This is a genomic window from Chryseomicrobium imtechense (genome assembly GCF_041475995.1).
Taxonomy (GTDB): Bacteria; Bacillota; Bacilli; order Bacillales_A; family Planococcaceae; genus Chryseomicrobium; species Chryseomicrobium aureum.
In genome coordinates this window covers 266,803-285,740 of record NZ_JBGOBM010000003.1, presented here as the reverse complement: position 1 = coordinate 285,740, position 18,938 = coordinate 266,803, and the positions used below count along the sequence as shown (strand labels likewise).

At 44.0% G+C, this 18,938-nt stretch carries 20 protein-coding genes, 1 pseudogene, 1 riboswitch and 1 other annotated feature; of the genes and pseudogenes, 16 read left to right on the top strand and 5 right to left on the bottom strand.

What is annotated here, in order from left to right; translation table 11 throughout:
* Window positions 1-190: 190 nt before the first annotated feature.
* The 5 genes and pseudogenes from queD to AB5N96_RS04675 all read left to right on the top strand — a co-directional run.
* Window positions 191-661 (top strand): 6-carboxytetrahydropterin synthase QueD, encoded by a 471-nt coding sequence (queD, locus tag AB5N96_RS04695; RefSeq protein ID WP_499704803.1) that lies wholly within the window; start codon window positions 191-193, stop codon window positions 659-661.
* Window positions 654-1,382, top strand: a complete 729-nt coding sequence (gene queE, locus AB5N96_RS04690) for a 7-carboxy-7-deazaguanine synthase QueE (RefSeq protein WP_204590080.1) — start codon at window positions 654-656, stop codon at window positions 1,380-1,382. The genes queD and queE overlap by 8 nt, the downstream gene beginning before the upstream one ends.
* A 153-nt stretch (window positions 1,383-1,535) precedes the next feature.
* Window positions 1,536-1,582: riboswitch (PreQ1 riboswitch) on the top strand.
* A gap of 119 nt (window positions 1,583-1,701) precedes the next feature.
* Window positions 1,702-2,202: a preQ(1) synthase gene (gene queF, locus AB5N96_RS04685; RefSeq protein ID WP_499704802.1), complete on the top strand. Its 501-nt coding sequence runs from the start codon at window positions 1,702-1,704 to the stop codon at window positions 2,200-2,202.
* Between the two features lie 46 nt (window positions 2,203-2,248).
* Entirely contained in the window at window positions 2,249-2,902 is a 654-nt protein-coding gene (queC, locus tag AB5N96_RS04680; RefSeq protein WP_342527308.1) for a 7-cyano-7-deazaguanine synthase QueC, read from the top strand.
* A gap of 73 nt (window positions 2,903-2,975) precedes the next feature.
* A pseudogene (locus tag AB5N96_RS04675) lies at window positions 2,976-3,248 on the top strand (YybI family spore inner coat protein); the annotation flags it as partial.
* An 88-nt stretch (window positions 3,249-3,336) separates the two neighbouring features.
* Here the strand turns inward: AB5N96_RS04675 and AB5N96_RS04670 are convergent.
* Together AB5N96_RS04670 and AB5N96_RS04665 are read right to left on the bottom strand one after the other, a co-directional pair.
* The gene (locus AB5N96_RS04670; RefSeq protein WP_499704810.1) at window positions 3,337-4,329 is read right to left on the bottom strand and encodes an LLM class flavin-dependent oxidoreductase; all 993 of its coding nucleotides are present in this window, start codon (window positions 4,327-4,329) and stop codon (window positions 3,337-3,339) included.
* A gap of 10 nt (window positions 4,330-4,339) precedes the next feature.
* The gene (locus AB5N96_RS04665) at window positions 4,340-4,639 is read right to left on the bottom strand and encodes a DUF3219 family protein (RefSeq protein WP_499704801.1); all 300 of its coding nucleotides are present in this window, start codon (window positions 4,637-4,639) and stop codon (window positions 4,340-4,342) included.
* 286 nt (window positions 4,640-4,925) lie between these two features.
* Window positions 4,926-5,175, bottom strand: a binding site (T-box leader).
* 154 nt (window positions 5,176-5,329) lie between these two features.
* Here AB5N96_RS04665 and AB5N96_RS04660 point away from each other — a divergent pair.
* The 8 genes from AB5N96_RS04660 (at window position 5,330) to AB5N96_RS04625 (ending at window position 13,866) form a co-directional block, all read left to right on the top strand.
* Window positions 5,330-5,938, top strand: coding sequence for a VanZ family protein (locus AB5N96_RS04660; RefSeq protein WP_499704800.1), 609 nt, complete (start codon window positions 5,330-5,332; stop codon window positions 5,936-5,938).
* 272 nt (window positions 5,939-6,210) lie between these two features.
* A complete protein-coding gene (locus AB5N96_RS04655; protein WP_499704799.1) occupies window positions 6,211-7,146 on the top strand; it encodes an ABC transporter permease in 936 nt (311 codons plus the stop codon).
* The gene (locus AB5N96_RS04650; protein WP_499704798.1) at window positions 7,146-8,096 is read left to right on the top strand and encodes an ABC transporter permease; all 951 of its coding nucleotides are present in this window, start codon (window positions 7,146-7,148) and stop codon (window positions 8,094-8,096) included. The genes AB5N96_RS04655 and AB5N96_RS04650 overlap by 1 nt, the downstream gene beginning before the upstream one ends.
* A 5-nt stretch (window positions 8,097-8,101) precedes the next feature.
* A complete protein-coding gene (locus AB5N96_RS04645) occupies window positions 8,102-9,223 on the top strand; it encodes an ABC transporter ATP-binding protein (protein WP_499704797.1) in 1,122 nt (373 codons plus the stop codon).
* A gap of 66 nt (window positions 9,224-9,289) precedes the next feature.
* Window positions 9,290-10,927 carry a peptide ABC transporter substrate-binding protein gene (locus tag AB5N96_RS04640; protein ID WP_499704796.1) on the top strand — a complete coding sequence of 546 codons (1,638 nt, stop codon included), beginning with the start codon at window positions 9,290-9,292 and terminating at the stop codon, window positions 10,925-10,927.
* A gap of 96 nt (window positions 10,928-11,023) precedes the next feature.
* Window positions 11,024-11,947, top strand: a complete 924-nt coding sequence (locus tag AB5N96_RS04635) for a S66 peptidase family protein (protein WP_499704795.1) — start codon at window positions 11,024-11,026, stop codon at window positions 11,945-11,947.
* A gap of 18 nt (window positions 11,948-11,965) precedes the next feature.
* Window positions 11,966-12,907, top strand: coding sequence for a C40 family peptidase (locus AB5N96_RS04630; protein ID WP_499704794.1), 942 nt, complete (start codon window positions 11,966-11,968; stop codon window positions 12,905-12,907).
* Window positions 12,904-13,866, top strand: coding sequence for an ABC transporter ATP-binding protein (locus tag AB5N96_RS04625; RefSeq protein WP_499704793.1), 963 nt, complete (start codon window positions 12,904-12,906; stop codon window positions 13,864-13,866). Before AB5N96_RS04630 ends, AB5N96_RS04625 begins: the two co-directional genes overlap by 4 nt.
* 40 nt (window positions 13,867-13,906) lie before the next feature.
* Here the strand turns inward: AB5N96_RS04625 and AB5N96_RS04620 are convergent, their stop codons facing one another.
* Together AB5N96_RS04620 and AB5N96_RS04615 are read right to left on the bottom strand one after the other, a co-directional pair.
* Window positions 13,907-14,737: a hypothetical protein gene (locus AB5N96_RS04620; RefSeq protein ID WP_499704792.1), complete on the bottom strand. Its 831-nt coding sequence runs from the start codon at window positions 14,735-14,737 to the stop codon at window positions 13,907-13,909.
* Window positions 14,727-15,251, bottom strand: a complete 525-nt coding sequence (locus AB5N96_RS04615) for an RNA polymerase sigma factor (protein WP_499704791.1) — start codon at window positions 15,249-15,251, stop codon at window positions 14,727-14,729. The genes AB5N96_RS04620 and AB5N96_RS04615 overlap by 11 nt, the downstream gene beginning before the upstream one ends.
* Before the next feature lie 174 nt (window positions 15,252-15,425).
* Between AB5N96_RS04615 and AB5N96_RS04610 the strand changes: the two genes are divergently transcribed.
* Entirely contained in the window at window positions 15,426-15,893 is a 468-nt protein-coding gene (locus tag AB5N96_RS04610; protein WP_499704790.1) for an AAA family ATPase, read from the top strand.
* A gap of 126 nt (window positions 15,894-16,019) precedes the next feature.
* Here AB5N96_RS04610 and AB5N96_RS04605 read toward each other — a convergent pair whose 3' ends face one another.
* On the bottom strand, window positions 16,020-17,600 hold the full coding sequence (locus tag AB5N96_RS04605) for a M2 family metallopeptidase (RefSeq protein WP_499704789.1): 1,581 nt from the start codon (window positions 17,598-17,600) through the stop codon (window positions 16,020-16,022).
* A 158-nt stretch (window positions 17,601-17,758) separates the two neighbouring features.
* On the opposite strand from AB5N96_RS04605, the gene AB5N96_RS04600 reads away from it, so the two are divergent.
* Together AB5N96_RS04600 and AB5N96_RS04595 are read left to right on the top strand one after the other, a co-directional pair.
* Window positions 17,759-18,454, top strand: a complete 696-nt coding sequence (locus tag AB5N96_RS04600; protein ID WP_204589986.1) for a Crp/Fnr family transcriptional regulator — start codon at window positions 17,759-17,761, stop codon at window positions 18,452-18,454.
* A gap of 347 nt (window positions 18,455-18,801) precedes the next feature.
* The gene (locus AB5N96_RS04595; protein WP_204590083.1) at window positions 18,802-18,924 is read left to right on the top strand and encodes a cytochrome C oxidase subunit II; all 123 of its coding nucleotides are present in this window, start codon (window positions 18,802-18,804) and stop codon (window positions 18,922-18,924) included.
* The last annotated feature ends 14 nt before the right edge of the window (window positions 18,925-18,938 follow it).

The window sequence follows — 18,938 nt, the reverse complement described above, 5'->3', positions numbered from 1 at the left end:
ATCCGGAGCCCACTATCAAATATCAGATGTGAAATAGTTCAAAAAGGTCCGGCCAGGGTTTTTGGCCGGATTTTCTTATGTTTTCTTCCTATGTTTTAATAGAACGAATCATAGCGCCTCTCTTGGAAAGTGTCGGAAACATTTTACGAGGGAGTTTTTTATATTTATAAGCTGAAGGAGATTTTAACATATGCCTGAATTTAGAATTGTCGATAAGCTACAAAAAATCGATGTGGATATTAAAAGTAGTCAATTGAAGTATCATGCAAATCGTGTACTTGTCAGTAAAGAGTTTACGTTTGACGCCGCACATCATCTCCATAACTATGAGGGAAAGTGTAAAAATCTACATGGTCATACGTATCGTGTGATTTTAGGCTTAAGCGGTTATACGGACGATCGAGGATTGATGATTGATTTTGGAGAAATTAAGGAAATGTGGAAGCAAATCGAAACGTATTTGGACCATCATTATATCAATGAAACGCTACCTCCGATGAATACAACAGCTGAAAATATTGTTGTTTGGATTTATGAAGAATTACATGGTGCTTTGCAAAAGGAGCAACGGTATGATGGCGCACGTGTAGAGTTTGTAAAGCTATATGAAACGCCTACGAGCTATGCTGAAGCAAGAAGGGAATGGATGGAAGTTGAGTAAAGTCCCTGTAATTGAAATTTTTGGTCCTACAATGCAAGGCGAGGGCATGGTAATAGGTCAGAAAACGATGTTTGTACGCACAGCTGGATGTGATTATGCCTGTTCTTGGTGCGATTCGTCATTTACATGGGACGGCAGCGGCAAGCATTTAATCGTGCAAATGACGGCCGAGGATATTTGGACAGAGTTGAAACGTGTTGGTGGAAATAGGTTTTCATTTGTCACAATTTCAGGAGGAAATCCAGCACTTCTTTCCAACCTAGGTGCACTGATTGCGATTTTAAAACAAAATAATATAAAAATTGGGGTAGAGACGCAAGGAAGTAAGTGGCAGGATTGGCTATACGACATCGATGAATTAACAATTTCACCAAAGCCACCTAGCTCTGGTATGACCACAAATTTTTCGATGCTGTCTACTATTTTAGAGAAGTTGAAAATTCGAAATGGTAATCAACATATGTCCCTAAAAATCGTTATCTTTAATCAAGAGGATTATGAGTATGCCAAAGATGTACATCAACGATACCCAGACATCCCCCTTTATTTACAAGTCGGAAATGATGATATTACCACTTCAGACACTGGACAATTAGCAAATCATCTATTGGCAAAGTATGAAATGCTCATTGATCAAGTGATGATGGATGAACAATTAAATGATGTTAAAGTACTGCCACAACTGCATACTCTCATCTGGGGAAATAAAAGAGGGGTGTAAGTCTGGGCTGTAAAATGATAGGCAAATGTGGAGAAATCTTGAGTTTAGTATGAAATGAATTCACATTATTCTAGAAAAGTATCATGTTAAAATATTGATTTACAGGTACTACTATATATAATACAATGAACACTAATGAAATACCTGAGTTGTTCAGGAGAGGTTCATAGCTGATACCCTCTATAAAAAACTATGGAAACATGACAATTCGCCATGTCCATATCGGATGTGGCTTTTTTATGTCTCTACTAGATTATTTAGAGTCGTTATAGTTAGCCCTCCTTGAAATACTACGGTATTAACTTAAGGAGGTTTTTTTATGTCTGGTCGTCACCAAAAAGAAGGATTAGAGGATTTAACATTATTAGGGAATCAAAATGTGAAGTACACATTTGAATATGCACCAGAAGTTTTAGAGTCTGTTGACAATTTACATATAGACCGTGATTATTTTGTGAAATTTAATTGCCCAGAGTTTACAAGTCTTTGTCCGATTACGCAGCAACCGGATTTTGCAACGATGTATATTTCATATATTCCAGATAAAAAAATTGTGGAAAGTAAGTCGTTGAAATTATATTTATTTAGTTTCCGCAACCACGGTGATTTCCATGAAGATTGTGTAAATATTATTATGAATGATTTAATTAAACTTTTAGATCCTCGCTATATTGAAGTATGGGGCAAGTTTACACCACGTGGAGGTATTTCAATCGATCCATGGTGCAACTACGGTCGTCCAGGTACAAAATATGAAGAAATAGCAAACTATCGTTTAATGAATCATGATTTATATCCTGAAAAAATTGATAATCGCTAATTTTTCAATTTACTAAACTTTGCTTGCAAAAAGAGGAGAAAAAATAATGAAACATGATAAAGCCGTTGTTGTGTTTAGTGGCGGGCAAGATAGTACAACATGTTTGTTTTGGGCTTTAAAAAACTTTAAAGAGGTAGAAGCCGTAACTTTTGATTATGGACAACGCCATGCACTCGAAATTGAATGTGCTAAACAAATTGCCCAGGAGTTGAACGTACGACATCATATTTTAAATATGTCGCTCTTGAATCAGTTGGCACCGAATGCGTTAACGCGAGACGATATCGAAATAAAAGAAGGGGAGGAAGGCGAGCTCCCATCTACGTTTGTACCAGGTCGTAATTTAGTTTTTTTATCCTTCGCAGGGATTTTAGCAAGCCAAATTGGCGCGAAGCATATTGTGACAGGTGTATGTGAAACCGATTTTAGTGGCTATCCAGATTGTCGCGATGCCTTTGTAAAATCATTGAATGTCACATTAAATTTGTCGATGGATACATCATTTGTTATACATACGCCACTCATGTGGATCGATAAAGCAGAAACATGGGCTTTAGCAGATCAGCTAGGTGCGTTTGACTTTGTGCGTCAAAAAACATTGACATGTTATAACGGAATAATTGCGGATGGATGTGGGGAGTGCCCAGCATGTAAGCTTCGTCTGCAAGGAATGGAAGCTTATGTACAATCGTTAAAATAGGAGTATTTTAGCGAGCAGGATACCCTCAGTCATCTTAGGCAAGTCTAAATGGAGGTCGATGTCTCTCTCAATCATTATTGACATTTCAGCAAGAGGCAGCGAGTATTTAGATGAAATCTATGATGAAAATGGAAAGCTGAAGAGTCCGATCACTGGATTTGTAAATCCGCTTAGTGGGTTGTATCCTGTAGATTTTGATTACAATCAACAGTTTGAGTTGTTGGCCTATCAGAAAATTGCGGGGCGATATAATGCGGATTCTTTAGGGTATGTTTTGAATACTTTAGCATGGTCGGGTAATAGATTTGGTTTGCAAAATCAGTATGTTGCTATCTTTGGAAGTTAGGATATAAAAAGGTGTGAGGAGAGCATCAAAATGTAATCAGCTAAATAGAAAAACAACCAGTTAGCCTTTAATTAACTGGTTGTTTTTATTACAAGAGTTCTTCAGCAATCAATTTATACGACTGTAAGCGATCCATATAGTCATGAGTGATAGTAAGGATCATGAATTCATTAGTGTGGTAGATGGATTGTAACTGTTCAAGCTGCTCCCGTACTTCTTGTGGATTGCCGATGATCATTTTGCGCCGCATCTCTTCAATTTCTTGTTGATCTCCGCTTGTATATGGATAGTGTTCGGCTTCTTCTAGTGAAGGGACCCCAACGCTACCTTCCCCTTTTACCATTTTTAATTTCCAGAGAAAACCACTCTTTGCCAAGTGTTCAGCTTTTTCGGTCGTTTCTGCACAAATGACAGACACGGCTATGATTGATTCCGGTTGTTGGGATAAACCCGGTTGAAAATTTTCTTCGTAGGTTTTAAGGATTTCCGGCCCTTCTTTATCGCTCATAAAATGACCGAATGCATAGGCGCTTCCATTCTCTGCAGCAAGCTTGGCACTTTTACTACTTGTCCCGAGAAGCCATGGTTTAGGAGAAATTTCCGGAAGCGGCGCTGCAGATACTTTTGAATACATATGATCTTCCGGAAAATCATCTTTGAGGAAATGCAAAAGTTCTTTAAAGGATTCCGGCAATTTATAAACATTTTGCAAATAATTCTCCGAGAGAGCCATCGTCACTTCCGCTGATCCGCCCGGAGCCCTTCCGATCCCTAAATCAATTCTGCCAGGAAACAGGGTCGCTAGCATATTATAGACTTCAGCAACCTTGTACGGTTTATAATGCGGAAGCAATACCGCCCCTGCTCCGATACGGATTGTTTTGGTGTGTGCCCCAATGTAGCCCAGCATCACTTCCGGCGCCGAACAGGACAGTCCGGTAAAATCGTGATGCTCGGCAATCCAATACCGCGTGTACCCGAACTGTTCACCACTTTTTGCGAGCTCCATAGAAGCCTGCAAAGCTGTAGCGGGTGTTTTGCCAGCGGATACAGGTGATTGATCCAGGATGCTTAATTTCAGTCGATTTTCTCTACCCAATTTCAATCAGCTCCAGGCTGAATAGTGATGAAGAATCTTCATCTGTGAAATCAGTCCGTGAAGTAGAATAATTGTTGATGGTTCCTCTGAAGCTCAAATCGAGTTCAGGGACCTTTACATCAAATGTATTTTTGTATAAATGGACCGTGACGTCGTGGTACTCATTCCCGCCCCGTACTTCGAAATCAAACCGAATCGTCTTTGCTTTTTTTCCGGGACTGTTTGTGGAGACTCCCTGTTCAAAACCAGTTACCTTCAAAGAAAAATCGTCCAAAATCACTTCATTTACCATTACGGATCCTCCTCAATAGTTACCTAAGTTTGTCCATGTTACCACTCGCCGAAAACGTTTAACAAATTTTCTGCTTTGTTTAGTTGGAGTACAATAAAAGATAGGGTGAAGGAGATACCTGAAATTTTATAAACGAGCTGAACAGAAGTAAGCGATATTGTTTAACTAACGGGGTAGAAAAGATTAATGATTTTTTTAGGAGGGGTCTATAGTAGACTCCTATTCTTCCAAGTGTTCATGTTCATTCCCCCTAAAATAAAAAAATCCCGCCCTCAAGACGATTAGTCTTGAGGACGAGATTCTCTCGTGGTGCCACCTCTATTTGTTTATGCATTGCTACACAAACCTCATTCGGTACGACCGTCATTGCGGTATATACCTAAGCTCTATAACGGGAGCGCCCGTTACACCATCCCTTCACAGTTCCGGTGCAATGCTCAGAGGTTTGATTCGATACCCAGCCCTTACTCCTTCTCACCAACCGGAGCTCTCTTTGAAAGGCGTATGGTATGTACTAGTCTCTTCCACGCATTTTGATTTTGCCTATCGTATCATAATTGGATTTGATTGGTAAAGAAAGAATTTAGAAATCCTTAAGAATTTCCCTACCTATTTCTTCAGATTTCAATGAAATAATTAGTGTATCAGCTAAAAAGCATACACGCGATTGATCTGAAGAAGAGGAGTTGGATGAGAATGAAAACGGAAGAGTCTTGGTCGTATATAGCCACTATTGACGCATGGTATGTTTTGGGACCACTGTTTGTCGTGTATTTGATTTTGATGATGGGGAAGATAAAGAAACAGAGTGAGAGGTACAGTGTGTTTCAATACATCACGTTGATCACTTTAGGTATTTATCTACTATCGGTGTTAGCTTTAACCACGTTCCCAATTGAAGTGAACTGGGGAATGTATAAAAATCAGACTTCCTGGCTTAGCCGAATCAATCCAATCCCGATACTAACAATTGATTTAGCAACATTTGTATTGAATATCATTATGTTCATTCCATTTGGCGTCTACCAATGGTTAGTGATGAGGAAAGATAAAATCTCGTGGGAGCCGGTCGTAGTCGGTAGTTTGCTGTTCAGTATCTGTATAGAAATAGTGCAACTACTGATGTACATTATTTTCAATAGTGCTCGAAGTGTAGATGTGAACGACTTGATTGCCAACACACTAGGTGGAATAGTCGGCTTTTATACAATAAAATGGATTTCAAAAAATACGTACTTCCGAAACCTTATAGATGTATTTAAAGTTCCAGCAAAAAAACTTATCACTTCAACAAACTAAAATTCTCCTTTCACAAATCCTAACTATCCGGGATTTGTGATTTTTTTTATTTATCCTCAAACTTTCCGGCTAGTCTGAATAAGGAAAAAGATGGATTGCATTCTGAAAAGTGCCAATTTGTACTATTTCGTTTTGCGAAAATATAGGACGACATTCCGATGTACTATTCAAAATATTCTGTTAAAGTTGGGGGTGTCTAGACGGAAACTACATAAAGAGTGAATTACTTCCAGTTGGCGATGCGTACATTACAGGAACAAAGGGGGAAGCGTATGCTTCGTTACACACTCAAACGATTCGCAATGATGATCATGACTATCTTGATTATCGCGACACTCACATTTGTTTTGATGCACTCGATTCCAGGTTCGCCGTTCAATGAAGAGCGGACGACTAACGAGGCAATCCAGCAAAACTTAGAGCGGTTCTACAAACTCGATGAACCATTACCTGTGCAGTACTTGTACTACTTGAAGTCCATAGTGACTTTCGATTTTGGTCCATCAATCAAAAAACCGAATGAATCGGTAAATGACTTATTGGCGAGGGGATTCCCGATATCCTTCGAGCTCGGGATGACGACCATCTTAGTCGCTGTAATTTCGGGGATCTTACTAGGGACGTTTGCAGCGCTGCGGCACAATGGCGTAATTGATTATATGGCGATGACGTTCGCTGTAGTCGGAATCTCGATTCCGAACTTCGTACTCGCGACATTACTCATTCAAAAATTGGCTGTTGACTGGAACATCCTTCCACCAGCAACCTGGTCCAGTCCTTTGCATATGATACTTCCAGTACTCGCGCTTGCAACCGGTCCAATGGCTATTATTGCGCGGCTCACAAGGTCCTCGATGCTCGAAGTACTGACGCAAGACTACATCAAAATGGCACGTGCAAAAGGCTTGAGCCCACTGCGCATCGTGGGGAGACATGCCCTGCGAAATGCATTGATGCCAGTAGTCACCATCATGGGGACTATGCTTGCTGGAATTTTGACAGGAACATTTGTAATTGAAAAGATTTTCGCGATCCCGGGGATGGGGAAGTATTTCGTGGAAAGCATCAACAATCGGGATTACCCCGTCATCATGGGGACGACCGTATTCTACAGTGCATTTTTAGTATTCATGTTATTCCTGGTGGATATCGTCTACGGCTTGTTGGATCCACGGATTAAGCTACATAAGAAGGAGGGAGATGCGTAATGGCGAACCTGCAGCAAGCAACTGTGACCCGAGAGACGATTCCAAACGACTGGTTTCAAAAGAAAGACAAAGACCTTGAGCAAGCAGAAGCAGTCGTCCGGCCCTCCCTTTCTTATTGGAAAGATGCGTGGCGACGCCTGCGGAAAAACAAGCTCGCGATGGCAGGACTCATCAGCTTGATCGCGCTTGGACTACTCGCCATCTTCGGTCCGATTTTGTCGCCGTACTCTGTGACACAAGTCGATTATCCAAATCAAAATCAGCCGCCGTCTTGGTCGCATTGGTTTGGGACGGACAACGCGGGACGTGACGTATTCACACGAACTTGGTACGGCGCCCGGATCTCTCTCTTTGTTGGAATCATGGCAGCGCTCATTGATTTCTTCATCGGCATCATTTACGGAGGAATCAGTGGCTACAAAGGTGGCAAGGCGGATACGATCATGATGCGTATTATTGAAGTCTTATACGGGTTGCCACATTTACTGGTCGTCATTTTATTAATGGTTGTGATGGGACCAAGTTTGACGACCATCATCGTGGCTTTGACCGTCACAGGGTGGGTCGGAATGGCGCGTATTGTACGTGGCCAAGTCTTACAAATCAAAAACTACGAGTTCGTCACGGCGTCGAAATCATTCGGGGCAAAAACGTCTCGTATCATTCGCAAAAATCTATTACCGAATACAATGGGGCCCATCATCGTACAGATGACACTGACGGTACCAAGTGCCATATTTGCAGAAGCATTCTTGAGTTTCTTAGGGCTCGGCGTTTCAGCACCTTACGCGAGTTGGGGCGTGATGGCAAGTGACGCTTTACCGGTCATTTTATCGGGAGACTGGTGGCGCTTATTCTTCCCAGCATTCTTTATCTCCGTGACCATGTTTGCATTTAACGTGTTAGGGGATGGCTTACAAGACGCACTGGATCCGAAGCTTAGGGGGTGACAACGATGAATAATGAACCACAGCTTGCGGCAGTTAAAGAGATGGAGCGCGAGAAGATGCAAGACGCAACACGCGCTGAACAGGAAGTGCTCAATGTTCAACCGATCGCACAGCGGCACCGCAAAGTCGTATCGACGGAAAAGGTGTTAGAAGTACAGGACCTTCGCGTGTCTTTCACCACATATGGAGGAGAAGTCCAAGCCGTTCGTGGTGTGTCGTTTGATTTACACAAAGGAGAGACGCTTGCCATCGTGGGTGAGTCCGGGTGTGGGAAGTCGGTCACATCAAACGCCATCATGGGGCTCATACCCCAACCGCCTGGACGGATCTCAAACGGGACCGTACAGTTCAAAGGAAAAGAACTGACAATACTTTCGAAAAAAGAGTTGCGCAAGATACAAGGGGTCGACATCTCGATGATCTTCCAAGACCCAATGACCGCTCTTAACCCGACGCTGTCCATCGGCGAACAATTGATGGAAGGGGTACGTACCCATTTTAAGGTTTCCAAGAAAGAAGCGAAGGAAAAAGCACTCGCGATGTTGCACCTTGTCGGGATTCCAAATCCTGCAGAGCGTTTGAAGCAGTATCCGCACCAGTTCTCAGGTGGAATGCGTCAGCGGATTGTCATTGCAATCGCCCTCATCTGTGAACCGGAGCTGTTGATTGCAGATGAACCGACGACGGCGCTGGATGTGACGATTCAAGCGCAGATATTAGAGTTGTTTGAAGAAATCCAAGCTAAAACAGGAGTTTCGATTATTCTGATCACCCATGACTTAGGCGTTGTTGCGAAGATTGCTGACCGCATCGCTGTTATGTATGCAGGAAAGATCATTGAAATCGGAGACAAGCGGGAAATCTTCTACACACCGCAACATCCCTATACACAAGGGTTGCTGAAATCTGTGCCGCGGCTAGATTTACTTGAAGAAGAATTGCAACCGATCGACGGAACACCACCGGATTTGTTTGCACCACCAAAAGGCTGTCCGTTTACAGCGCGCTGTCCATTTGCGATGACGGTGTGTGAACATATTCATCCGGAAACGACGACACTGACCACTACACATGCAGTGGATTGCTGGTTACAAGACGAGCGTGCGCAAAAGGTTTGGCAAGAGTAACAATTCAAAGGGGATGAACGCACATCTGTGCATTCACATAAAAAGAGGACAAGGGGGATTTACACTATGAAAAAGTGGTTACTACTTACACTTGCGGTCGTGTTCGCGCTGATGCTTGCTGCGTGTACGGCAAACGAGGAGGCAGGGGACGATGCAACAAACACTGATCCGGCAGACGGAGAAGAAACAGCTGCAGAGAAAGTACTGTACCTTAACAATGGAAATGAGCCTACGACATTTGATCCATCGGTTGGATTTGATGCAGTTTCTTGGAATGCGCTCAACAACTTGATGGAAGGATTGACGCGTCTAGGAGAAGATGACCTTCCGCATGAAGCAACAGCGGAGTCAATTGAAGTCTCCGATGATGGTTTGACGTATACATTTAAACTACGTGAAGATGCGATGTGGTCAAATGGAGACCCCGTCACAGCTGGTGACTTCGTTTATGGATGGACACGTATGCTAGACCCGAATACAGCTTCACCTGCTGCTTTCCTTGGCTATTTCATTGAAGGTGCAGAAGCGTTCAACACAGGAGAAGGCGCAGCAGAAGATGTGGCGATTCAAGCAGTGGATGAAAAAACATTTGAAGTGAAATTAACAGCACCAACTGATGCGTTCCTAAATATCATCACAAATCCGAGCTTCTTCCCGGTCAATGAAAAGGTGGCAACTGAAAACGACAAGTGGTTTGCAGAAGCAGAGTCGTTTGTAGGGAACGGACCATTCAAACTGGTTAAATGGGAACATGATGCAAAAATGGTCTTTGAGAAAAATGAAAACTACTGGGATGCTGACACTGTGAAGCTCGATAAAGTCGAGTGGGCAATGGTCAACGATTCGAACACAGAATACCAAATGTACCAGTCGAACGAGTTAGATGTTTCCGCTGTACCATCTGAATTGGCGGAAGAACTTCTGGAGAGCGATGAAGTATCCAACGAAGCTCAAGCAGGCACGTACTTCTACCGTTTCAATACAACAATGGAGCCATTTACAAACGCAAAAGTACGAAAAGCCTTTGCGATGTCTGTGAACCAACAAGAAATCGTTGAGTTTGTTACGAAGAATGGCGAGAAGCCAGCACTTGGATTTGTTTCCTACGGATTCCCAGGACCTAGTGGCGGAGACTTCCGTGATGAAGTCGGCGATCTTGTTACACCAGATGCAGCTGAAGCAAAAACACTGTTAGAAGAAGGTATGGCGGAAGAGGGATGGACAGAGCTTCCGGAAGTAACATTGACCTATTCAACGTCGGATACACATCAAAAGATTGCAGAAGCACTACAAGCACAGTTTAAAGATGCACTAGGGGTGGATGCAAAACTTCAAAATGTTGAAGCGAGCGTATTTGCTTCTGAACAGAAAGAATTGAAGTACCAACTGTCTCGTTCTTCGTTTTTACATGACTACGCAGATCCAGTCAATGCAATTGAGAGCTTTATCACAGGTTCATCGATGAACCGCACAGGTTGGTCAAATGCAGAGTTTGACGGACTGATTGCTAGTGCTAAACAAGAAACAGATGCAGATGCGCGCTGGGAATTGTTGAAGCAGGCGGAAGAGTTATTGTTTGAAGAAATGCCAATCTTCCCAATACATTTCTACAACCAAGTGAGCTTAGAAAAACCGTCAGTTTCTGGCATCGTGCGTCACCCAGTCGGGTACCTCGAGTTGAAATGGGCAGATAAAAACGAATAGAGGTGTGCGCCACAGTACGTGGCGCCCCTTCTGTTTTTCTTAGGGGAAGGGATTCGTCCTTTCTCGTCAGAAGACCAGAACAAGGAGGAACAACTGATGCGAATTCGTCCAAAACGATTGCAACTAGGCGACACGGTGGCCGTTATTGCCCCGTCGAGCCCGCCGAATTTAGAGAATTTGAAGCGTGCTCTTCCTTTTTTAGAAGAGCTCGGACTGAAGGTCAAGATGGGCAAATCCGTCGAACGTGTTCACGGCTATCTCGCAGGAACTGATGAGGAGCGCCTAGCAGATCTACATGAGGCACTCCAAGACCCTGAGGTAAAAGGCATTATTTGTGCAGGTGGTGGATTCGGAGCAGCCCGGTACGCAGAACAAATCAACACAGAGTTCATGACGAAACATCCAAAGATTCTTTGGGGATACAGTGATATTACAATTTTACATACGGTCTTTGGGAAGTTTTCGAATAGCGTCACTTTCCATGGGCCAATGCTAGCTTCAGATGTAGGTACTGACAACTTTCATGAGCTCTCCCGCAAGCAGTTAAACCAATTGTTCGAGCCGATAGAACTTCAGTACACAGAAGAAATCGCACCACTGACAACTTTGACAGGTGGTGTAGCGAGGGGAGAAATCGTTGGAGGCAACCTATCTTTACTAGTAAACTCGCTCGGAACATCGTATGAAATTGATACAAAAGGAAAGCTATTGTTGGTAGAAGATGTCGATGAAGAGCCGTACCGTGTAGACGGGTTACTCAATCAACTGCGCCAAGCAGGGAAGCTAAAGGACGCAGCAGGCATTGTGGTCGGTGACTTCGCACGTGCAGAGCCAGTGAAGCGAAAAGTCTCACTGACACTTGATGAGGTATTACGGCACTACTTAGGCAACTTAGAGAAACCAGTCGTCAGTGGCTTCAAGATTGGACATTGTGAACCACATTTTGCGATTCCGCTCGGTGTTGATGCAGTGCTTGATGCGGACGCAAAAACATTGACGCTTCAAGCTGGAGTGGAATAAGAAAAGGGAGGAAGAGAGATGGGCGTTCAAACAAAATGGGTGTGTGCGGTGTCCGTGGCAACAGTCTGGACCTCACCGCAGTCTCCGCGCGAAATCGATCAGTTCGGCTTCGACCAACCAGTAAAAATGACAAAATGGCTTGAGAAGTTGGACTTTGAAGAACTCTTAGACCTGTGTGATAGCAATCGTGTGCAAACGCAGCTTTTGTATGGCGAGCCTGTGCAAGTCGACGCCATCGAAGGCAACTGGGCAAAGGTGATATGCGAGTGGCAACCATCAAAGAAAGATGAACGCGGGTATCCGGGCTGGGTTCCACTTCATCAATTAGCAGAGGTGGAGGAACCAGCTTCGAATGGAGTTGCTCGTATAGCTGTAAACAAGGCGCAGCTGTGGACACTAGAGAAACAACCGTTCCTTGTCGTACCATTCAATACATTTCTCCCTGTTCGTCATACGGAGGAGGAATTCTCGACAGTTTTTACGCCTCATGGGGACATGCTTGTCCGGAACAAGGATATAGAAGTAGCAAATTCACGTGATAGCTTCCCAAAACGAGAGGGAAGTGAAGTGGTAAAAGAAGCAAGCCAGTTCCTAGACCTCCCATACTTTTGGGGCGGGATGTCGAGTTACGGTTATGATTGCTCCGGGTTTAGTTTTACTATGCTGCGTGCTTGCGGCTATACAATTCCACGAGATGCAAGTGACCAAGCAGTTTCTGGTATAGAAATAAACAAGGAAGATGAGAACGACTGGCTTCCGGGAGATTTGTTGTTTTTTGCAAATGACGAAGGGAAAGGCAATGTGCGCCACGTCGGCATCTATTCTGGCAACGGACAGATGATTCATTCGCCTTCAACCGGTCAGTCGATTGAATATTGTACGTTAGAAGGAACGAAGTTTGTAAAAGAACTATGCGCGGTGAGGCGATTTGCACATGTGCGAGAAGGGGTGACGTCGTGACGAACGAAGCATTGTTAACAGTAGAAAATCTAAAGCGTCATTTTGACGTCGGTAGTAAACAAACATTAAAAGCAGTAGATGGCATTTCGTTTGAAATCCAGCGCGGTGAAACGTTTGGGCTTGTTGGAGAGTCTGGCTGCGGGAAGTCAACAGCAGGACGCACGATCTTAGGGCTCTACAATAAGACGGAAGGGGAAGTTTCGTACGAAGGACAATCCGTGCATGGTATGTCCGAGAATGAGCGGCAAAAATTCTTACGGAAGATGCAGATGATTTTCCAGGATCCCTACGCGTCTTTGAATCCGCGTTCGACGGTGTTTGAAATCATCGCTGAACCGATGCAGATCCACGGTTTGTACAAGACGAAAAAAGAAGTCCAAGAACGTGTCCACACACTTCTTGAAGATGTTGGACTCAGTCGTGATCACGCGAACCGCTATCCACACGAATTCTCCGGTGGTCAACGCCAAAGAATCGGGATTGCACGTGCACTCGCTCTCGACCCAGAGTTCATCATTGCAGACGAACCGATTTCCGCACTCGATGTATCGGTGCAAGCGCAAGTCGTGAAGTTGCTGCAGAAGTTGCAAAAAGAAAAAGGGCTCACGTATTTGTTCATCGCGCATGACTTATCGATGGTCAAATACATCTCCGACCGCATCGGCGTGATGTATCTCGGGCATATGGTCGAACTCACGACAAGTGACCAATTGTACGAAGAGCCACTACACCCTTATACACAAGCGTTGTTGTCCGCAATTCCGATTCCAGATCCGGACGTAGAGGAAGCTCGCCAGCGCATCTTGCTACAAGGAGAGCTACCAAGTCCAATCAATCCACCATCTGGCTGTGTGTTCCGCACACGTTGTCCGTACGCGATGGATCTGTGTGCTGCGGAGAAACCTGCTTGGAAAGAGCAGAAGCCCGGCCATTTTGTGGCGTGTCATTTGTATAACTAAACAGAAAGAAGCCACCAGAGGTTTGATGGCTTTTGTTTGGTTATGGAGTGAATAGATTGTTAATGATTGCAGTCAGTTTCCATTCATCGCTAGCATCTTCTTGCTCAAATACTAAGTTGAGGCTCCGGTAGTCGAGATTGCTATATTGGGCGGTTCCCGCGTGATAGAACTCGATGATTTTAGCTTCTGGATAGACACTCATTAAATAGTTCGACGGGTCGAGTTCTTCGTTTGGTGTATCGACGAAGACTTCATCTGCCTCAAAGAAGCGCTCGATTTGAAGATGTTCTTCAAAGTAACCCGCAGGCGTCAAACGAATCTCCGTATTGGCTTCTTCGTAGCCCCAAAGATACGTTTCGGAGTCGGATAACAGACCTGCGATTTCACTTTGCTGGAAGCTGACCGTGGAGTCTGAGACAGAAAGGTAAGGCGAGAACTGAATTCCTTTTTGTGAGTGAACGTTGTTTGCGAGTGCTTCCATATCGCGGTCGTGAAGAGCTTGCAGGATTTCATTGGCTTGTTGTTCAAGTGCAGCAGAATCAAACGGTGCTTCTTCTGGTTGTTCTTCAGGTGCAGTTCCTGGAACGAGGTCACCCGGTTGTTCAGCAGGAAGGGGTGGTTCTTCTACTGCTGTGTTTGATGGTGTGTTGAACAGATTAATCGAAAGAATCGTCAGGATGAAAAGAGCAGCGACTGCAATGAGTCCCGTTCGTGCTTTAGACCAATTCGTGCGGCTTCGCTTTGGTTCGGCGATGGGTTCTTCAAGTGCTTTCATGATGTTTTGGTGAAGGCGGTGTTGCGTTTCTTCTGACATGCGGTGCGTCGGGAATGCGTTCAGTTCGTTGTCAGGTGTGAGGCGATTATCGTTCATACAATTCCCTCCAATTGGGTTCGGATCGTAAGGCTTTAATGGCTCGGTGGAAATTTGTGCGAACCGCGGTCTCTTTGCAGCCTAGGATAGTGGCCGTTTCGCTGACTGAAAGTCCTTGGATTCCACGGAGTAGCAACACGTCTCGAAATTTCTTTTTTTGTTGGTTGATGAGATGGTAGAGTGCCAGTTTGTCTTCGCTATCAAGTACCTGTTGTTCGGGTGAGTCACTCGTCGGCGTAGTGAGAGTGGCGTCTTGCCACGGAAGTGCGGTCAAGCTGACTTTGGTTTGTCGTTTTCTTGCGTGATCGATTGCGATATTGCGTGCGATGCTCATCAGCCAAGTCTTAGGGCTCGATTGGTTCTGGAAACTGCCTAGGCCTCTTCCGGCTTTGATGAATACGTCTTGCACTAAATCTTCAACGTCTCGCGTGCCTGTATAGTAGACAAGGAAGTTGTAGATATCTTGGCTGTAGAGATAGAACCAGTCGGAGATGGTTTGTTGGTCGCTGTTCATGTAGCTTTGATCCTCCTTTGCGTGCAGGTACTAATTAGACGGATTGTTTTTCTCAGTGTGTCAAAACGAAAGAGAATATTTTTCGAGATGATTGAAACAAAAGTGGAGTTGATTGATATACTCATAGTACCAATAGTTAGGTTTTGAGAGTGAAGGGAATAAGAGGAGGTTTTCATGACAATCATCTATATAACTGGTTTATCTGGAGTCGGCACAACAAGTGCTCTGGATGAATTAAAGCGCAGAGGTTACAGAACAATTGACACAGATTATGGAGACTACGTTGAGGAAATAATTACAGAAACAGAAAAAGCTCATTTTTTAAACGAGGATAAAATGAAGAAGCTACTTGAAAGTACTGGGGAGGAGCATCTCTTTATCTCCGGATGCTGCGACAATCAAGGACAGTTCTATAAAGACTTTGATGTTGTAGTCTTGTTGAAAGCAGATCTCTCTACAATGTTTGAGAGAATTGAAGCACGGACTACAAATCAATACGGAAAAACACCAGAACAGAGACAAGAAATCCTTGAAAACCACAGTGCAGTTCTGCCGTTATTAGAGAAGAGTTCAGATGTCATCTTAGACACTACAAACTTATCTATTCCGGAAGTAGTAAATCAGTTAGAAGCTTTGCTATGAAAGTATACCAGTATACGCATATACCAGTATACGCATATACCGGTATACACCTGCCCAAAAGATAAAATCTACACTAAACCAAAACCAGCTGACCCCAAACAGGATTCAGCTGGTTTTTGTATAATATTATTTTTTACAATACAACTCCACAAAATGCGCAGGGTTGAGCTTTTCGCCTGTGATACGCTCGATTTTTTCGTTCCAGTCGTACAGGGCCGCTGGTTTGAAGAAATCATTCAGGAGCATGTCACCCGCTTCTTTTGTAAAGAATTCCGGTGAGATTTCTGTCTCGATATGGCGCTGAAGCTGTGCCGCCATTAATTCACCTAACAAGTAGTTCTGGTAGTAGACCGGTGCTAGTGTGAAGTGGATTTTCGCTGCCCAGTCTGGATTCGATGTATCTTCTGGTGGCGTGACAAGTTGCACGTCACTCACAATTTTCCACCATAATGCATTCAAATCTTGGTCAGGGTTTTCATAGAGTTCCTTCTCAAAGAACACAAACGTGATAATCCAACGCACCATGATCAACATTTGAAGCTGTTGGTATTCCGCAAGTTCTCCTTCAAGGCCGTCAATCGTCTTTTCATCAAGTCTTAAGAAACGTTTTAACCAGCGTGGATCTTTCCCCATCTTGCCAAACAACATCGCAATCGCTTCTGTCGTGAGTGTATGGCTGTTCGTGCGTAACATGAACGGAAGGTCGCTATCGACATATTTGAAATACGCTGCATGCCCAAACTCATGCAAGTTCGTTTCCATCCAGTACGCATCCTCTGTCAGATTGCACAATACGCGCGTATCGCCAGCGCGGTCGACGTCCATACAAAACGCTGTCGGATTCTTTTTCGCACGCGGGAACAAATCGCTCTTTGCATACAAATCATCAATCTGGATTCCCATAGAATTGAACGTCTCTGTCGTCAGTCGTAGAATATCTTTTCCTTTATAGAACGAATCGAGATTCGTCGCGTCAGAAGCAGGCGCTTCTTGGAAGAACGGGTCCACATAGTGCCACGGGCGAATCTCTTCCGGTGTGATGCCGAACTTTTTCGCTAGACGTGCATCCAGATCTGACTTCATCTTACGGTAGGCAGTATCCGATTGGTCGATCAGGTCATTGAAGATAGAAAAGATCTCCTCGCGGTCCAGTTCCTGCAATTCAAAACTCATCTGATGATGGTTGTCGTAGCCAAGTAATCGAGCCGCTTCATTGCGCTTTTTCACAAGCTCAAGTAAACCTTTTTCTACAACGCCGCCAACTTCTTTACTCGCAAGCCACACTTTCTTACGCAGTTCTAGATCTGTACTTGTCAAAAGTACTTCGCGGATATCGTTTGCAGAATACACTTTGCCGTCCACTTCTGGTGAATAAGTATTAAACAAGTAGTTCAGTTCTGAACCACGCTTCGCAAGGTCCGCAATGACTTCTTCCGGAAGCTGATTGCTCTTCATATTATTCACCAGTAACTGCAATTGACGACGTTCTTCTGGGCTTCCACTGTCGGTTTCAAGGAACTTGAGCGCCTCTTCATATTTCTCTTTTGATGAAAACAACAGACTAAACTTCGTGTCTTCTTCTCCAGATTTCTCCGCCCATTCCGCTTCTCCTGTCGTCTGCGCCATCCATCCTGCTTCCGAAGAACGAATATACAAGTCTTTCATTTGGTCATTGAATTCATTTAAAAATGTCTCGCGTGTACTCAAATCGTCGCAACCTTTCTCGTTTGAATTTACTTCCTCTATCTAACTATTCGACTTCCGTTATAAAATTCCTTCAAGAAGTACACAAAATCGCCTATAGCCAACTGAAAGAACATGGTATAAAGTGGTAGTATATATACTACTATTGGAGGTGGAAGGACATGTTTGTTGAACAGGAATCGATTTCAGAAGACTTGAAGGAACTGTTGAAATTACCACATGTGGTGAAGAGTTTCAGTAAAGACAGCTATTTGTTCCAAGAAGGCGATAAAATTCAGCATTTGTTCTTCCTCACAAAAGGCAAAGTGCAACTGAACAAAGTCAGCTCGGACGGTCGAGAACTCACGCTGCGCATCTGCGGAGCAGGACAGTTGCTTGGTGAGGTGTATCTGTATTCCCCTGAGGCATTCTATATGCTGGATGCGAAGGTGAAAGAGGATGCCGAATGTTACTTGTTTCCGGTGCATGAGCTCGAAGCGGAGCTCCAAAAGAATGCGCGACTCGCTGCGGCATTTATGAAATGGATGTGCTTGAATCAGCAGAAGACGCAGACCCGCTTCCGGGACTTGTTGTTGAACGGGAAAAAGGGAGCACTTTACTCGACGTTGATCCGGCTGTCGAACAGTTACGGCGTTCAGAAGTCAGAAGGTGTGTTGATTGATGTACAGCTGACCAACCAAGACCTCGCGAATTTTTGTGGGATGGCGCGCGAAGTGACGAACCGGATGTTGTCGGAACTGAAGAAGCAGCAAGTGGTGTCGACGTGTGATGGGAAACTACTGATCCGAGACCTTGCGTATTTAAAAACTGAAATCCAATGCGAGAACTGCCCGTTGTCGCTGTGTCGAGTTGATTAACTAAAGAGATGCTAGATGACCACCTCCGAATTGCGGAGGTGGTTTTTGTGTTTTGAGGCGATTTAGTTTCCATAATATGACTTCGGTAGAAGAAATCCTCGTTAGTGCAGAATAAATCGGCGATTCGGTAGAAGAAATCGAGTTTCGGTAGAAGAAATCCGCCATTCAGCCGATGAACGCCCGCTCACCCAAAACTTCCATCCTCTCCATCAGACAAAGTTTGACAAAAGTATGAAGTAATTTCACATTTTGCATAGATTAATGTCACAGATGTGATTTATGTCACAGTTGCCGCCTAGGGATTGCTTTACGCTTAAGTCATAAACGAAGTAGGAGAGGTGAGTGTCGTGGCAAAGAAAAAACAACACGAAGAAGAGAACCTAAAAGGCACATTGATCAGCGTATTTTTTGTCGGCTTTGTTATCGTGGCGATGTGGGTCGCCGTTTATCTAATGTACTTGTCGCTCTAGACAGAAAGGAGAAC

Bases quoted from the DNA above. Each gene is read 5' to 3' on its own strand.
- queD (WP_499704803.1), top strand. From the start codon at position 191: ATGCCTGAATTTAGAATTGTCGATAAGCTACAAAAAATCGATGTGGAT.
- queF (WP_499704802.1), top strand. From the start codon at position 1,702: ATGTCTGGTCGTCACCAAAAAGAAGGATTAGAGGATTTAACATTATTA.
- queC (WP_342527308.1), top strand. From the start codon at position 2,249: ATGAAACATGATAAAGCCGTTGTTGTGTTTAGTGGCGGGCAAGATAGT.
- AB5N96_RS04665 (WP_499704801.1), bottom strand. From the start codon at position 4,639: ATGGTAAATGAAGTGATTTTGGACGATTTTTCTTTGAAGGTAACTGGT.
- AB5N96_RS04660 (WP_499704800.1), top strand. From the start codon at position 5,330: ATGAGAATGAAAACGGAAGAGTCTTGGTCGTATATAGCCACTATTGAC.
- AB5N96_RS04655 (WP_499704799.1), top strand. From the start codon at position 6,211: ATGCTTCGTTACACACTCAAACGATTCGCAATGATGATCATGACTATC.
- AB5N96_RS04650 (WP_499704798.1), top strand. From the start codon at position 7,146: ATGGCGAACCTGCAGCAAGCAACTGTGACCCGAGAGACGATTCCAAAC.
- AB5N96_RS04645 (WP_499704797.1), top strand. From the start codon at position 8,102: ATGAATAATGAACCACAGCTTGCGGCAGTTAAAGAGATGGAGCGCGAG.
- AB5N96_RS04640 (WP_499704796.1), top strand. From the start codon at position 9,290: ATGAAAAAGTGGTTACTACTTACACTTGCGGTCGTGTTCGCGCTGATG.
- AB5N96_RS04635 (WP_499704795.1), top strand. From the start codon at position 11,024: ATGCGAATTCGTCCAAAACGATTGCAACTAGGCGACACGGTGGCCGTT.
- AB5N96_RS04630 (WP_499704794.1), top strand. From the start codon at position 11,966: ATGGGCGTTCAAACAAAATGGGTGTGTGCGGTGTCCGTGGCAACAGTC.
- AB5N96_RS04620 (WP_499704792.1), bottom strand. From the start codon at position 14,737: ATGAACGATAATCGCCTCACACCTGACAACGAACTGAACGCATTCCCG.
- AB5N96_RS04615 (WP_499704791.1), bottom strand. From the start codon at position 15,251: ATGAACAGCGACCAACAAACCATCTCCGACTGGTTCTATCTCTACAGC.
- AB5N96_RS04610 (WP_499704790.1), top strand. From the start codon at position 15,426: ATGACAATCATCTATATAACTGGTTTATCTGGAGTCGGCACAACAAGT.
- AB5N96_RS04600 (WP_204589986.1), top strand. From the start codon at position 17,759: ATGTTTGTTGAACAGGAATCGATTTCAGAAGACTTGAAGGAACTGTTG.